General features: G+C 71.8%; 10 protein-coding genes and 1 riboswitch. Of the genes, 5 read left to right on the plus strand and 5 right to left on the minus strand.

All coding sequences use genetic code 11. The annotated features are described in order from the left end of the window. The first annotated feature begins 15 nt into the window (after positions 1 to 15). Complete coding sequence (locus U1F38_RS02830; protein ID WP_409985529.1) at positions 16 to 1,518, plus strand: glycosyltransferase family 39 protein; 1,503 nt, start codon at positions 16 to 18, stop codon at positions 1,516 to 1,518. Between the two features lie 71 nt (positions 1,519 to 1,589). Here U1F38_RS02830 and U1F38_RS02835 read toward each other — a convergent pair whose 3' ends face one another. Beyond that, positions 1,590 to 3,152, minus strand: a complete 1,563-nt coding sequence (locus U1F38_RS02835; RefSeq protein ID WP_409985530.1) for a glycosyltransferase family 39 protein — start codon at positions 3,150 to 3,152, stop codon at positions 1,590 to 1,592. Positions 3,153 to 3,317: 165 nt separating this feature from the next. On the opposite strand from U1F38_RS02835, the gene trxC reads away from it, so the two are divergent. Together trxC and U1F38_RS02845 are read left to right on the plus strand one after the other, a co-directional pair. Then, the gene (gene trxC / locus U1F38_RS02840) at positions 3,318 to 3,764 is read left to right on the plus strand and encodes a thioredoxin TrxC (RefSeq protein ID WP_409985531.1); all 447 of its coding nucleotides are present in this window, start codon (positions 3,318 to 3,320) and stop codon (positions 3,762 to 3,764) included. A gap of 1 nt (position 3,765) precedes the next feature. Then, on the plus strand, positions 3,766 to 3,915 hold the full coding sequence (locus U1F38_RS02845) for a hypothetical protein (RefSeq protein WP_409985532.1): 150 nt from the start codon (positions 3,766 to 3,768) through the stop codon (positions 3,913 to 3,915). A gap of 9 nt (positions 3,916 to 3,924) precedes the next feature. On the opposite strand, the gene U1F38_RS02850 is transcribed toward U1F38_RS02845, so the two are convergent. The 4 genes from U1F38_RS02850 to U1F38_RS02865 form a co-directional block, all read right to left on the minus strand. Beyond that, positions 3,925 to 4,530: a hypothetical protein gene (locus U1F38_RS02850; protein WP_409985533.1), complete on the minus strand. Its 606-nt coding sequence runs from the start codon at positions 4,528 to 4,530 to the stop codon at positions 3,925 to 3,927. A gap of 10 nt (positions 4,531 to 4,540) precedes the next feature. Then, a complete protein-coding gene (gene nrdR, locus U1F38_RS02855) occupies positions 4,541 to 4,990 on the minus strand; it encodes a transcriptional regulator NrdR (protein WP_409985534.1) in 450 nt (149 codons plus the stop codon). 85 nt (positions 4,991 to 5,075) lie between these two features. Beyond that, entirely contained in the window at positions 5,076 to 6,320 is a 1,245-nt protein-coding gene (glyA, locus tag U1F38_RS02860) for a serine hydroxymethyltransferase (RefSeq protein ID WP_409985535.1), read from the minus strand. A gap of 33 nt (positions 6,321 to 6,353) precedes the next feature. After that, a riboswitch (ZMP/ZTP riboswitch) is annotated at positions 6,354 to 6,498 on the minus strand. A gap of 60 nt (positions 6,499 to 6,558) precedes the next feature. Next, positions 6,559 to 7,386, minus strand: coding sequence for a transglycosylase SLT domain-containing protein (locus U1F38_RS02865; RefSeq protein WP_409985536.1), 828 nt, complete (start codon positions 7,384 to 7,386; stop codon positions 6,559 to 6,561). 840 nt (positions 7,387 to 8,226) lie between these two features. On the opposite strand from U1F38_RS02865, the gene U1F38_RS02870 reads away from it, so the two are divergent. Together U1F38_RS02870 and U1F38_RS02875 are read left to right on the plus strand one after the other, a co-directional pair. Further along, complete coding sequence (locus tag U1F38_RS02870) at positions 8,227 to 12,534, plus strand: DUF748 domain-containing protein (protein WP_409985791.1); 4,308 nt, start codon at positions 8,227 to 8,229, stop codon at positions 12,532 to 12,534. A 100-nt stretch (positions 12,535 to 12,634) separates the two neighbouring features. Further along, complete coding sequence (locus tag U1F38_RS02875; protein ID WP_409985537.1) at positions 12,635 to 15,643, plus strand: DUF349 domain-containing protein; 3,009 nt, start codon at positions 12,635 to 12,637, stop codon at positions 15,641 to 15,643. Positions 15,644 to 15,648: the final 5 nt, after the last annotated feature.

Here is a 15,648-nt window from a genome sequence, read left to right on the forward strand (position 1 = left end):
TCGGCGCGTTGCCGCATGCGAGCGCTGACCGCTGTTGGCGCGCGCGCGTGGCCCGTCCCGCCCTGGGTCGTTGGCCTGGCCGCCTACGTGCTGGCGTGGACGGTGCTGCCCGCCCTGCTGACCACCAGCCTGCCGCTGGATGTGGTCGAGGGCATCGCCTGGGGCCGCGAATGGCAGTGGGGCTACTTCAAGCACCCGCCGCTGCCGGCCTGGCTGCTGTATCCCGCGTTCGAGGCGCTGGGCCGCTTCGGGCCTTTCCTGCTCAGCCAGCTGGCCATCCTGTTGGCCCTGTTTTACGTGCACCGCCTGGCGCGCGATCTGCTGGGCCCCGAGCGCGCGGGCCTGGCCGCCGCCCTGCTGTACGGCGTGCTGTTCTACACCTGGCCGATGCTCAGCTTCAACCACGACAGCGCCCAGGTTCCGGTGTGGGCGGCGCTGGCCTGGCATGCCCACCAGGCCATGCTGCGCGATCGCCGGCGCGACTGGGTGTGGCTGGGCGCCTGGGCTGCCATCGGCATGTACACCAAATATTCCACCGGCGTGTTCCTGGCCTGCCTGGCGGGCTATCTGCTGATCGGCCCCGAGCGGCGCCTGCTGCGCCGGTCGGGCCCGTGGCTGGCGCTGGCCGTGGCCCTGGTCCTGGTCGCGCCGCATGGGCTGTGGCTGCTGCACGACAACGGCGGACCCCTGGCCTACCTGGCCGCGCGCAGCTACGGCGACACGGCGCAGGCCAATCATGCGGCCGGCCTGCGCTTTCTGGCCACCCAGCTCGTGGCCTTGGTGCCCCTGGGGGTGATCGTGCTGGCCGCGGGCCTGCGGCCTTGGGGCGGCCGGCTGTACCTGCGGGACCCGTCGCAGCGTGCGTGGCTGTACACCATCGCCCTGGGGCCGGCCCTGCTGGTGGCGGCGGGGGGCTCGCTGCTCGGGGCCGAACTGCACGACATGTGGGGCATGCCGATGTGGAATTTCGCGGCCCTGCTGCTGCTGGCCGCCGTGCCGCCCGAGCGGTTTGCCCGTCGGCGGCGGGCGCTGGTGCGCGCCCTGGCCGTGTGGATGGCGCTGATCACGCTGGCCATGGCCGCGTACGCGGGCCGCAGCGCGCAGTGGCTGGGCCAGCCGGCTCGCATGGATTGGCCGGCCCAAGCGCTGGGCGAGCAGGCGCGGCGCCAATGGCAGGCGCTGTCGCGCTGCCCGCTGCAGGTGGTGGCCGGCAGCATCTGGGAGGCCGGCCTGGTGGCCGAGCAGCAGCGGCCGATGCCGTCGGTGCTGATCGACGGCGACGCGCGCTACGCCCCGTGGGTCTCGGCGGAGCGCTTGCAGCAGACCGGCGCCTTGCTGGTGTGGCGCCTGGGCGACTATGCCGACGCACCCGAAGCCCCGCTGCTGGCTGCCGTCCCGCCCGCCTCCTGGCACATCAGCGAAGGCCAATGGTCGATTGCCTGGCCGCGCAACACCGGTGGCGCGCCCTTGCAGATTCGCTGGCGCGCCTATGTCCCGTTTGCGTGTCAGCCAAGCTGAAATCGGCTGCGCCCCTTGTCAATGGTGCGCGATACACTATCTTATTGATAGTATATTGTTGACCGCCGGCTTCAATGCCTCGTCAGCACCGCCGTGGCGCAATCCGGCTGCGTTGCCGCCACGATTCCCCAATCCACCGTCAGGCGCGGCCCATTGGGGCGCGACGTCCAGGGCACGCTGATCTGCCCGTGCTCGCGCGCCTGGGCCATGAGCTGGGTGAGCGGCGCCGCCACCGCCGGCGCGTCCGGGCTGCGGTCGATCAGTACCAGCAGGTCGCAGCGTGCGAGCGCCGGCGTGTTGATCCACGGCGCACGGGCCGGGTCGCCGTCGATGAACACCAGCGGCTGCGAGGGCAGGTGGATGGTGATGTTGCCGGCCAGCCAGGTCTCCCCCGCCAGCACGCGCAGCGGCGTGTGGCCGTGCTGGCGCCACACCTGCTCCAGCTGCTGCGCCATCGCCAGCGCCGGAAAGTTGGAGCGCGCGTTGCGCCCCAGCCGGTCCACCAGCGGTCCGCGTGCCAGCGACAGGCCGCCGGCCAGTACCAGTTGAAACGCCAGGCCCAGGATGAAGGTGGTCTTGAGCAGCCGCGCCGGCTCCACCGCCGGCACCCAGCGCAGCAGCAGCAGGCCGAACAGCACGTAGAACGTGGTGGCCCAGGACGAGGCCAGGTACAGGCCGGCAACACCCATGGCCAGCGTGAGCGCCAGCGGGCCCAGGCCCATGAACAGCGCAAAGCGCCGCTCGGCCCAGGGCGGCGGCGCCGAGCCCGGCGCTGCCGCGCGCAGCCACCAGCGCAACAGCGCCAGCGCGATCAGTGCCGGTGCGATGCGGGCCAGTTGCGCCGTGATGAAGAACCACAGGTCGGTCCAGTGGCTGGGCGCGCCGCTGATGCCGTGCTCCACCGAATGCTCGGCATAGCGCAATGGCGCAAAGCCCGACTGCGCCAGCCAGGTGATGTGCGGCGCCACCCCGGCCGCGCCGATCGTCGCCGCCAGCAGCACCGGCGCCCAGGCTTGCCAGCGGTGCATGCGCGCATCCTGCAGCAGCCACACGCCGATGACGGCAAACCACACCAGCGCGCTGTACTTGGACAACAGCGTCAGGGCCGCTGCCGCGCCCACCAGCGCCCATTGCAGCCAGCGCCGCGCGCCCTGGCTGCGCACGGCGGCCAGCACCGCCCACAGCAGCAGGCCGACGGGCAGCAACTGCAAGGTGTTGTGGTTGGCCATGATGCCGCGCAGGCTGTGATAGGCCACCAGCGAGGTCAGCACCACCGCCACGAAGGCGCGCAGCGGCGTGGTGACCATCAGCGCCACGCGCCACACGCACCACAGCATGCCCACCACGCTCAGTTGCGCGGCAAAAAACGTCACCCACACCCGGCGTCCCAGCAGCTCGGTCCAGGCATACATCCACCAGGTGGGCGCCGGCGGGTGCTTGTAGTAGCCCCATTGCAGCGACTGCGTCCACACCAGCTGCTCGATGTTGTCCCACGGCGGCGCGCGATGGCTGATGCCGGGCAGCAGTGTCCACAGCAGCAGGTGCAGCAGCAGGAACACCGCCGTGACCCGGCCCATGTGGCGCGGGTTGGCGGGGTCGATGGACAGGCGCAGGGGTGGGACGGACAGGTTCATGGAGCACGGTGCGGCGCGTGCGCGAGTGTACGGCCCCGGCGGGTGGCGCGATCACGCCGCGCGGGGGCTTGCAATCGGACGCGGCAGCCGCACCTGTGATGCAGATGTTGTCGGTGTGCGGCCTGGCGCCGCGCCCCGATCCCGATTTTGCCGGAGTGCTTGCCCATGACCGAAACCCTGCACATCGTCTGCCCCCACTGCCACACCACCAACCGCGTGCGCGCAGACCAGTTGGCCAGCGCGCCCACCTGCGGCCAGTGCAAGCAGCCGCTGTTTGCCGGCCACCCGGTGGCGCTCCCTGATGAGGCCAGCTTCGACAAGCACGTCGCGCGCAGCCAGATCCCCGTGCTGGTCGACTTCTGGGCGCCCTGGTGCGGGCCCTGTCGCATGATGGCCCCCGCCTACGAGCAGGCCGCCGCGCTGCTGGAGCCGCAGATGCAACTGGCCAAGGTCGACACCGAGGCCGTGCCCGCGCTGGGCACGCGCTACAACATCCGCAGCATCCCGACGCTGGCGCTGTTTGTCGGCGGGCGCGAGGTGGCGCGCCAGGCCGGTGCGCTGACGGTGCCGGGCCAGATCGTGCAATGGGCGCGGACGCACGCGCCGGCGTGACTTGACCCAAGCCGGGGTAGCCAGGCTGCTTGCCCGCGAGGCCATCGGCGCGCCGCGCGACGTGACGCTGGCCGAGCTGACGCTGGAGCTGTTCTACACGGCCGACGTGGCCAGCGAGACCGTGCTGCGGACGGCGGCCGCGGCGGCTTGAGCTCGCGGGTCAGCGCACCAGGGCTTCGTAGTCGCGGCGCGTCTCGGGCGCTACCGCCGCCAGCACCTGCGCGTAGCTGCTCCTGTGGCGCGCCAGCAGCCGCGCCGAGGCCAGATTTTTCGAACGGCAGAACCAGTGGCAGCTGTGCTGCATCAGGTACAGCTCGGCCGTCATCCGGTAGGCGCGCTCCTTGTGAGGCAGGCCGGCGGTGTTGCGTGCCAGCGCGTCGATGGCGCGGGCGTGCAGCTCGAACAGGCGGCGCGCGTCGAACAGCCAGCGGCCGGGCAGCAGCGGCTGGGCGTATGGCAGGGCAAAGGGCAGCTTGCTGATCTGCGCCTGCGGCGCCGGGACGCGGGCAAAGTCGGCGGCAAAGCGGCTGAACTGGGCCGCCAGCGTCTGCTCGGTGGCCGCCAGCGTGCCCCAGATCTGGGCGCGCCGCTCGGCGTCGGCCTCGTGCAGCCAGCGCAGATAGCCTTCGGTCAGGCTCTCCAGCATGGGCTCGATGCGGTAGGGCCCCAGCACGCGGCCCAGCAGGGCGATGCGGTGGGCCTGCTCGCGTCCGCGCAAGACGGCGAACACGGCAAAGGCCAGCGCCAGCGCAATCAGAATGTCCATGTGGGCGCGGTCAACGTTTGACTTCGTCCACGAGTGCGCGGAATTCGTCGATGTCCTCGAAGCTGCGGTACACGCTGGCAAAGCGCACGTAGGCCACCTTGTCGAGCTTCTTCAGCTCGCGCATCACCAGCTCGCCCAGGCGGCTGGAGGCCACTTCGCGCGCGCCGGTGGCCAAGAGCTTTTCTTCGATGCGCTCGATGGCCGCGTCCTGCTGCTCGGTGCTGACGGGGCGCTTGCGCAGCGCCAGTTGCAGCGAGGCCTGCAGCTTGGGCCGCGCGTAGGGCACGCGCCGGCCGTCCTTCTTGACGATGGCCGGATAGCTGACGTCGGGCCGCTCGTAGGTGGTAAAGCGCTTGCCGCAGTGCGCGCATTGGCGCCGGCGGCGGATGAAGTCGCCCTCGTCCGACACCCGGCTGTCCACCACCAGGGTTTCGCTGTGGGTGCAGAAGGGGCAGCGCATTTTTAAGTCAAATCGGGCTCTGGCGCTTGTCCATCAAGCGCAGGCAGCTATCATAAACAGAGTAACCCAGAGCCCGGGTGCGCGCTCAGCCGTAGACCGGGAAGGCCTTGGTCAGCGCGGCCACCTTGGCGCGCACGGCCGCCAGGTTGGCTTCATCCTGGGGCTTGTCCAGCACATCGGCCACCAGGTTGGCGGTCAGGCGTGCCTCGTCTTCCTTGAAGCCGCGCGTGGTCATGGCCGGGGTGCCGATGCGCACGCCGCTGGTGACCATGGGCTTTTCCGGGTCGTTGGGGATGGCGTTCTTGTTGATCGTCATGTGCGCCTGGCCCAGCACGGCTTCGGCGGCCTTGCCGGTGATGCCCTTGGCGCGCAGGTCGACCAGCATCACGTGGCTTTGCGTGCCGCCGCTGACGATGCGCAGGCCGCGCTGGGTCAGTGTCTCGGCCACCACCTGGGCGTTCTTGCGCACCTGGGCGGCGTACTGCTTGAACTCGGGCTGCAGCGCCTCCTGGAAGGCCAGCGCCTTGGCGGCAATGATGTGCATCAGCGGGCCGCCCTGCAGGCCGGGAAAGACGGCGCTGTTGATGGCCTTCTCGTGCTCGGCCTTCATCAGGATGAAACCGGCGCGCGGGCCGCGCAGGCTCTTGTGCGTGGTGCTGGTCACCACGTCGGCGTGCGGCACCGGGTTGGGGTAGCAGCCACCGGCGATCAGGCCGGCGTAGTGCGCCATGTCCACCATCAGGATGGCGCCCACGTCCTTGGCCACCTTGGCAAAGCGCGCCCAGTCGATCTCCAGGCTGTAGGCGCTGGCACCGGCGATGATGAGGCGGGGCTTTTTCTCGTGCGCGGTGCGCTCCATGGCGTCGTAGTCGATTTGCTCCCGCGCGTTCAGCCCGTAGCTGACCACGTTGAACCACTTGCCCGACATGTTGAGCGCCATGCCGTGCGTCAGGTGCCCGCCTTCGGCCAGGCTCATGCCCATGATGGTGTCGCCGGGCTTGCAGAAGGCCAGCAAGACGGCCTCGTTGGCGCTGGCGCCGCAGTGCGGCTGCACGTTGGCGGCCTCGGCGCCAAACAGTTGCTTGACGCGGTCGATGGCCAGCTGCTCGACCACGTCCACGTGCTCGCAACCGCCGTAGTAGCGCCGGCCGGGGTAGCCCTCGGCGTATTTGTTGGTCAGCTGCGTGCCGGCCGCCTGCAGGACGGCGGGCGAGGCGTAGTTTTCGCTGGCGATCAGCTCGATGTGGTCTTCCTGGCGCTGGTGCTCGGCCAGGATGGCGGCCCAGACGGCGGGGTCCTGCTGGGCAATGGTGGTGCTGCGGTGGTACATGGCAATCCTTTTGGACGGAATCCCCTGGCGGGCAGGGGCTGCCCAGGCGAACGGCTGAATGCGCCACGCGTGCCAGACACGGGGGCGGTGTGCTTCCCCGTGGTGATCGGCCCAAGGGCCGCAGTCCACGTCGGCCCGGGTTTGCGACCCGGGCCTATCGCCAGTTGCACACGCCGGCAAGTTTAGCTGACGCCGCCGCGCATCGGGCGCCGGGCGCGCCGCGCGGGTGCGCCCGCGCTCAGGACGCCAGCTTGGCGACCACGGTGGGCGCCGGGGCGCCGCCCGTGCTGGCGCGCAGGTCGGTGGCGCCCGCGGGTGCGGTGCGCTGTGCGGGGGGCAGGGCGTGGCCCTTGGCCACCTGGTACAGGCGCGCGTACTCGGCCATCACCTTGTCGGCGTAGCCGCCGTCGGTGGGCAGGTTGGCGGCACCCACGTAGTACTTCAGCCCGCCGACCAGCGAGCCGGCGCGCGCAACGCATTCCTGCAGCACCTTCACGCCCACGCGCAGGTTGGTGCGGGGGTCGAAGGCGGCGTAGTTGCCACCGAAGTGCTGGTACTTGTCGGTGTGCACGCTGGTCATCACCTGCATCAGGCCCTGCGCGCCCACCGTGCTCTGCGCAAAGGGGTTGAAGCTGGACTCCACCGCCATGATGGCCAGGATCAGCGTGGGCTCCAGCTTGGTGCTGCGGCTCACGTCGTAGGCCTCGGCCACCAGCGCGGCCACCGGCTCGGGTGCCACGCGGTACTTGCGGGCGATCCACTGGGTCACGCTGGCCTGCTCGCGCGGCAGCTCCCTGGGGTCGGCCGCGGTGGCGCGCTCGATGGCGCCCGGCTCGGGCGTGATGCCCATGGCCGCCACCTTGCGCGCCAGCAGGCGGTCGGCCAGCCAGTCTTCGCCCTGCTGGCGCAGGTCGGCACGGGTGCCCAGCAGCACCACCGTCAGCACGGTGAGCACGCCCAGCAGCGCCAGGCCGTTGTGGGTGATTTCAAAAAATCCTTCAGCCACGTCACCGGCGAAGGTCCTCAGGCCGCTTCCCACGGCGGCGAGCTGTCCGGACGCTGTCATAACACTCCTTGTCAGGGCGGTCCGTCGTCGCGGCCGGTGCGGCGTGTCGGCCAGTCGGACGACGCGCGGGCACTGCGGCGATGAAACGGTGGTCGCCCCGATGTCAGTTGATGGGCCGGGTTGCAAGGCGCCCATGACGACAGGCGCGGAAGCTCCAAAACTGCTTCGATCGGATTGCAACCCTGGCTTGCCGGGATCGGCAGCGGATCAGGGAATCCCCTTGGTTGGCGGGGAAGTGGGCATTCTAGGAAAGACCTTCATATTCAGTCAACCCTGAAAATTCGAGTCCACATACTAATTAAAATATATTGATACATATTCCGATCGCGCGTGCTCAGGACTTGAAAGCAGCCGGCGCCGCGCCGGCAAGCCCTGCTGCGCCGAACCCCGCGCGCGATTGAGGGGGGCAATTTCAGCCACGCTCGGCATTGAAATTCGCGACTGGCGCGGGCGCGGGCCAACCCCTACAGTGGCGTTGTCCGATGCTTTCGGACGCTCCGGTCGGTGAAGAGCCGGTTCGCGGTAGCGATACCGCGGCATGGCAGCCCTCGGCCACCCCTGAAGAAGGCAATCTATTGCCTTCCCCGCAGCCGGAAACAGCCAGCTTTCCGATGCGGATCCAGGCAGACCATGACGCTTTTGTCACGCTGCCTGAAAGCCCGGCGGGCAACCGCCGGGCTTTCTTGTTGGTGGGGTCTGCATGGCGTGCGGTTTGGGCGCACTTGGCCGGTGATCGCGCCCGATTTCGTACGATTGCATGCAGTTGTTACGGTTGTTTCTTGCGCCGAAGCACCCGCGCGGCCGATGGCGCACGGCTTGCGCGGACAATCGGGCCCCGTGATGCCAGCCCAACCTTCCGATACCCTGCCAGTTCCCGCTGCCGCGCCCCCCCGGCGGCCCCCGCCCGGCCGTGGTCGCCGCTGGCTGCGCCGCGCCCTGATCGCCGCCGCCGTGGTGCTGGCCCTGGGTGTGGCCAGCTGGCTGGGCGTGCCGCCGCTCATCAAGTGGCAGGGCGAGAAGATCGGCAGCGAGCAGCTCGGGCGGCCGGTGCACATCGGGCGGGTGGACTTCAAGCCCTGGTCGCTGGAGCTGACGGTGGACGATCTGTCCGTCGGCGGGCTGCCCGGCGCGCCCGACCTGCTCAGCATCAAGCGCATCTACGCCAATGCCGCGCTGCAATCGATCTGGAAGCTGGCGCCCGTGCTGGACGCGCTGCAGGTGGACGAACCCGCACTGCGCCTGACCCACCTGGGTGAGGGCCACTACGACGTCGACGACATCCTGGCGCGCTTTGCCGCCCAGCCCCAGCCGGCCAAGCCCGGCGAGCCGCCGCGTTTTGCGCTCTACAACATCGCGCTGAAGGACGGGCGCATCGACTTCGACGACCGCACCGTCGAGCGCGTGCAGCAGGTGCGCGGGCTGCAACTGGCCGTGCCCTTCATCAGCAACCTGCCGGCGGCGCGCCAGATCACGGTGCAGCCGCGCCTGGCCTTTGCGCTCAACGGCAGCGCGTTCGACTCGCAGGCGCAGGCGCTGCCCTTTGACGAGTCGCAGCGCACCAGCGCCACGATGCGGCTGTCCAAGCTTGATCTGAAGCCCTACCTGGGCTACCTGCCGGCCGGCTTGCCGATTCGGCTGCAGGGGGCCACGGTCGACGCCGACCTCAAGCTGGCGTTCGAGCAGACCCCGCACCCCTCGCTGCGCGTGGACGGCACGCTGGGCGTGAGCGATCTGAAGGCGCTGGACGCGCACGGCGACGACGCGCTGGCCTTCGACGCGCTCAAGATCCAGGTGGACGAAGCGCGACCGCTGGAGCGGCAGGTGCATCTGGGCCTGGTGCAGCTCGACGGCCCGCGCGTGGACCTGCGCCGCGACCGCGACGGCGGGCTGAACCTGGTGCCGCCGCAGGCAGCGGCTTCGGCGCCCGAGCGCCCACGGCAGAAAGCCGCCGATACCGCCAAGGCACCTGCCAGCACCCCATCGGGCGCCGCCACGGCCCAGGAGCCGGCCGGCGAGCCGGCGCTGGCCCTGACCATCGACCAGGTGGCGGTGCGCGGCGGCGCGGTGAACTGGCGCGACGAAAGCACGGCCAGCGACGATGCTCCGGCCGCCGACCTGCGCGTGAGCCGGCTGGCGCTGAACGCCAAGTCCATCGCCTGGCCCCTGCAAAAGCCCTTTGCCTTCGACGGCACGCTCGCGCTGGCCGGCGCTGATGTGCCGACCCCGGCTCGGACCGCGCCGGCTGCATCCGCCGCGCCGCCGGCGCGCGGCGGCGCCAAGGGCCAAGCCAGGGATTCGCGCAAGCCCCAGGCCAAGGCCGAGGCGGCGGCGCCGGCCACGCCCGCCGGCCCGGCCACCCTGGCCTTCGACGGCCAGGCCACCGACCGGCAGGCCGAGCTGACGCTGCGCGCCGCCCAGGTGCCGCTGGCGCTGGCCCAGCCGTATCTGGCGGCTTACCTGGTGCCCAGGCTGACCGGCCGCGTGCAGGCCGAGGCCAGCCTGAGCTGGGCCGCGCCCCAGGGCCGGGGCGCCGCGCCCGACTGGAGCGTAAGGGCCAGGCAGGTGGTGCTGGAGCAGCTGCTGCTCCGCGGCGAGCCGATGGTGGCGACCAAGCGCGATGAAGCGCGCGAGTTGCCCGCGGAGGCGTCGTCCAGCGGCCCGCGTGAATCCCGCCCGGCGCGCGCGGCCCGTGCGCCGCGCAAGGCGGCGACCGTCACCCGGGTGCGCCGCGCGGACGACCCGCGCGCGCCGGACGAGCTGGCCAGCATCGAGCGCGTGGAGCTGACCGACGCGCAGGTTGATGGCAAGAGCCACGCCGTGACCGTTGCGCGCCTGCAGGTGCAGGGCCCGCGCGTGGACGTGGAGCGCGACGCCCAGCAGCACTGGATGGCCGAGCGCTGGCTGCGCACGCCCCAGGGCGCGGCCGAGCCGGGTGCGCAAGCCGGCGGCAAGCCCACCGGTGCCGCCGACACGCCCTGGTCCGTGCGACTGGACGAGCTGGCGCTCACCGGCGGCACCGTGGGCTGGCGCGACGAAGGCATGCGCCGCGTGGCGCGCGCCGAGCTGAGCGACTTGCAGATCGCGGCGCGCAAGCTCACGCTGGACGGCAAGCAGCCCATGGAGATCGAGCTCAAGACCGGGGTGGGCACCGGCCGGCGCTCGGGCGGCGAGCCCGGGCGGCTGGCCTGGCGCGGCCAGGTGGGGCTGGAGCCGCTGTCCGCGCAAGGCACGCTGGAGGCCACGCGCCTGCCCGTGCAGGCCTTCGAGCCCTACTTTGGCGACTTGCTCAACGTGGACCTGCTGCGTGCCGACGCCGGCTTCAAGGGCCGCGTGGCCTTCACGCAAACCGCCCACGGCCCGCGCCTGCGGGTGGAGGGCGACGCGCGGGTCGAGGAATTGCGCACCTTCAGCCGCCCCGGCACGGCGGTCAGTGGCGACGCGCCGGTGCCTGCGGCGGGCGCTTCGGCACCGGCCAATGCGACGCGGGCCGAAGTGAAATCCCAGGCCGCGCTGGCGCCCACCGCCGCGCGCTCTGCCACCGGCCTGGGCAGCGAGCTGCTCAGCTGGAAGCAGCTGCGGCTGGATGCGCTGGACGCCCGGCTGGAGCCCGGCCAGGCGCCGCAGGTGGCCATCGGCGGCACCCAGTTGTCGGACTTTTATGCCCGCCTGGTGATCGACCCGAGCGGGCGCTTCAACCTGCAGGACATCGTCAAGTCCGATGCCGCCGCGACCGGGCCCGGCACTGCGGCGTCTGCTCCTGTTTCAGGAGCGGCCAGCGCCTCGGCCGGCGGCGCCGCGCCTGCCGCCGCAGCGCCCGACCCGCTGGCGCCCGTCATCCGCTTTGGCCCCACCAGGTTGGTCAACGGCCGCATCGACTTTGCCGACCACTTCATTCGCCCCAACTACTCGGCGGACCTGACCGATCTGAACGGCAGCCTGGGCGCCTTCAGCTCGGTGACGCAGGCGGGCGCGCCGCAAATGGCCGACCTGGTGCTCACCGGCCGTGCCGAGGGCTCGGCCGCGCTGGACGTGCGCGGCCAGCTCAACCCGCTGGCCACGCCGCTGGCGCTGGACATCCAGGCCAAGGTGAGCGATCTGGACCTGCCGCCGCTGTCGCCGTACTCGGTCAAGTACGCCGGCCACGGCATCGAGCGCGGCAAGCTCAGCATGGACGTGGCCTACAAGATATTGCCCGACGGCCAGCTCACGGCCACCAACAAGCTGGTGCTCAACCAGCTCGAGTTCGGCGACGCGGTGCCCGGTGCGCCGGCCAGCCTGCCGGTGCAGCTGGCCACCGCGCTGCTGGCCGACAGCGACGGCGTGATCGACTTGGACCTGCCCATCAGCGGCTCGCTCAACGATCCGCAGTTTTCCCTCGGCCCCGTCATCTTCAAGGCCATCATCAACCTGATCGGCAAGGCCATCACGGCGCCGTTCACGCTGCTGGCGCGCGCTTTCGGCGGCGACGCAGGGCAGGACCTGTCGCAGGTCGTCTTTGCGCCCGGCAGCGCGGCGCTGAACGCCAAGGCGCGCACGCAACTGGACAAGGTGGCCAAGGCGCTGGCCGACCGCCCGGGCCTGAAGCTCACGGTGGCCGGCAGCGCGCACCTGGACAGCGAGCGCGAGGGCGCGCAGCGCCAGCGCCTGTACGCCCTGGTGGCGGCCGAGCAGCGCAGCGCCGCGCAGGCAGTCGGGTCGACAGCAGGGGCGGGCGCGCCGGCCGCGTCCGCGTCCGCCGCCGCGTCGGCGCCGGCGGCCAGCGCCTCCGAGGCCGCTGCCGCCGCCTCGATCGCCAACTCGCCCGACTACCCCGCGTTGCTGAGGCGCCTGTATCGCCGCGCCGACATCCCCGACAAGCCGCGCAACGCCATCGGCATGCTGCGCGACATCGGCGTGCCCGAGATGGAGGCGCTGCTGATGGCCCACATCGATGTCGGCGAGAGCGCCATGCGCCAGCTGGCCGTGCAGCGCGGCGTGACCGTCAAGGACTATCTGGCGGGCAAGGGCATTGCCGCCAACCGGCTGTTCCTGGGTGCAACGCAAACCGATGCGCAAGCCGCCGACGCCGGCGCCGCCCCGGCCAGCGCGGCCAGCGCCGCAGGGGCGGCCTGGGTGCCCCATGCCGAGCTGAGCCTGGGTACCAAGTGACACAAAACGGGTGATGCGGATCGCCGCTGCGTTGCGGCGACAATACGGGGCTGTGCGGGCGCGCCGTGGGCGCGCCGTTTTCTGTTCATCCTGGCTTGTCATGTTCCCCTTCTCCCGCGACCCGAAAGATCCGCAACCCGCCGTCGAAGCGCCCGCGCCCAAGCCGGCCGAGACCCACCCGCTCGATGCGCTGACGGGCGGCGTGTTCTCCGCCGCCACCTCGGGCGAGCGCGCCCAGCGCGTGCGCGACTGGCTGGCCACCGAGCCCACGCCCGAGCACATGCAGGAGGTGTTCAAGGAGCTCTCGTCCAAGGACAAGGGCGCCGCCAAGGCCCTGCGCGAAAAAATCGACGAGCTGCGCCGCGCCAAGGGCCAGGACGCCGTGGCCGCCGAATGGCAGGCCAAGGCGCAGACCTTGCTGGACGCCGCGCGCCTGAACATCGCCGACGCCCTGGCCTGGCAGCGCGACGCCGCCAAGGCCGGCGCGCCGCTGTCGCGCGAGCCGCTGGCCGGCCTGCGCACGCAACTGGTCGAGCGCATCAAGGCGGTCGAGGACTTGCAGCAGCGCGTGATGGTGCAGCGCGAAGCCGCGGCCCTGCTGGCCCAGCGCATCGAGATCTTGTCCACCAAGCCTTGGGCGGATGCGCAGGCGCAGCAGGCCGCGCTGGACGCCGACATCACCCATTGGCGCGCGCAGGCCGCCGCGTTGCACGCCGACGGCCAATGGCCCAGCGTCGATCTGCGCTACCCGCCGCAACTGGAGGCGGCGCAGACCCAGCTGGAGGCCGTGTGGAGTGCCTTCGTGCCGGCCCTGGCGCAAGCGGTCGCCGCCGCGCAAGATGCGGCCGCGCCGCTGCCGCCCGTGCCGGTGTGGGCCGACGAGCTGCGCGCCGCGCGCGGCGAAAAGCCGGCCGGCGAAGCCGCCGCCCCGGCGCCCGCCAAGCCGCGCATCGACCCCGAGCAACGCGCCGCCGCCAACAAGGCCGTCGAAGCCGGCGTGATGCTGCTCGAGCAGGCCGTGGCCGCCGGCCACAGCAAGAACATGAACAGCGCCACCCAGGCGCTGCGCCAGTCGCTCAAGACCCACGGGCGCCTGATCGACGAGGCGCTGGACGCGCGTGTGCATGCCGCTCTGGTCTCCGCCGGCGAGCTGGGTGGCTGGCAGCGCTGGAGTGCGGACAAGGCGCGCGAGCAGCTGGTCGCCCGTGCCGAGGCGCTGCTGGTGCGGCGCAAGCCCCGGGGCACGCCGACGGCCGCTTCCGACGAGGCAGTGCCAGCGCCGGCGCCGGACGCCGAGGCGCCCGCTCCGGTCGCTGACGCGGCCCCCACGCAAGGCGCTGCGGCCACCGCGGCCGCAACCGATACCGCCGCTGCCGACAGTGACACCGCCGCCATTGCCGCGACCGCCGCGCCGGCCGAGCCCAACGCCCTTGAGTCCGCCGCAGCGCACGCCCCCGCTGACGCGCCGGCCGCAGACGCCACCGCCACCAACGCGCCCGCACCGGTGCCGTCCGCACCGGCCGACGAGCTGGTGCCCGCCATGGGCGGGCGCAAGCTGCAAGACGCCATCCGCAAGCTGCGCGAGGAGTGGAAGACCGCCGACCAGGGCGGCCCGCCCAACCACGCGCTGTGGAAGCGCTTTGACCGCGCCTGCAATGCCGCGCACGAGTTCGTCGATGCCTGGCTGAGCCAGGTGCGTGCCGAATCGGCCGAGCACAAGGCCCAGCGCGCGGCCCTGATCGAAGAAGTCAAGGCCTGGGGCGCGGCGCAGCAGGCGCAGGCCAGCGCCGACTGGAAGGCCATGGGCCGGCAGATCCATCAATTCTCCGAACGCTGGCGCAACGCTGGCCACTTGTCGGAGAAGGCGTACACCGATTTGCAAGCCCAGTGGAAGGCCGCCATCCACCAGGCGGCCGCGCCGCTGGAGGCCGAGCAAAAGGCCAGCACCGCACGCCGCCAGGCGCTGATTGCCGAGGCCGAGCAGCTCGGCGCGGCGCCGCAGCTGCGCATCGACGCCGTGCGCGCCCTGCAGCAGCGCTGGCAGGCCGAGGCGCAGACCGTGCCGCTGGAGCGCCGCCACGAGCAAAAGCTGTGGGACGCCTTCCGCAAGCCCATCGACGAGGCCTTCAATCGCAAGAGCGCCGAGCGCGAGCAGCAGCAGGCGGCCATGAGCGCGCACGACCGCGCCGTGCTCGACGCCGCCAAGGCGCTCGAAGCGGCCAACGCCAGCGGCGACGCCCAGCGCATCCGCGCCGCCATGGCGCAGCTGGAGGCTGCCACGCGCGGCCAGGTGGCGGTGCCGTCTGAACAAAAACCGGCTCCAGCGGCCGCCGATCCTGCGCAAGCAGCTCCTGAAAACGCAGCAACCGACGCGCCCGCCGCAGCCGACGCCGAAGCCGGCGAGGCCCCGGCGCCGGCCGCGCCCGCGCCCAAGCCCGCCAAGCCGCTGATCGCCATGCGCGGCGACGACCGGCCCGGTGCCAAAAGGGCAGAGGCCCCTGCCGGCCGTGGCCCCGGCCGCCCGGGTGATCGCCCCGGCGGGCGTGACGGTGCCCGTGGCGGCCCCGGCCGTGGCGATCGTTTTGGTGACCGGCGTGACGCGGGCCGCTTTGGCGATCGCCCGCCGCGTGAAGACCGCGGCCCGCGCCTGGGCGACGCCGCCTTCCGCGCGCAGCGCGACGCGGTGGACAACGCCCAGGCCCAACTGCGCAAGCTGGCCGCGCAAGCCCATGGCGAGGCGCTGACGCAGCTGCTGGGCGCCTGGCAGCAGCGCCAGCCCGAGCAAGTGCCCAGCGTGCAAGAGCTGGGCCGCGCCGTCAGCCCGGCGGTGCGCAGCGCCTGGACGCAAGCCATCGGCAGCGCTGCGGGCGACGCCGGCAAGGCGGGCGAAGCCCTGCTGCGCCTGGAAATGGCCGCCGAGGTCCCGACGCCCGCCGATCAGCTGGCCGCGCGCCGGGCGCTGCAACTGCAGCTGCTGACGCGCCGCAACGACCCGGCACCGGCCGAAACCTGGGCACAGGACACCGCCGCCGTGCTGGCCAGCGCCCACGACGAGGCGCAGGCGCGCCGCCTGCAAAACGCGCTCAAGGCGCTGCTGCGAAAGGGGTGAGGAGG

The sequence above is a fragment of the Ottowia sp. genome (assembly GCF_046348305.1).
Classification (GTDB): Bacteria; Pseudomonadota; Gammaproteobacteria; order Burkholderiales; family Burkholderiaceae_C; genus Ottowia.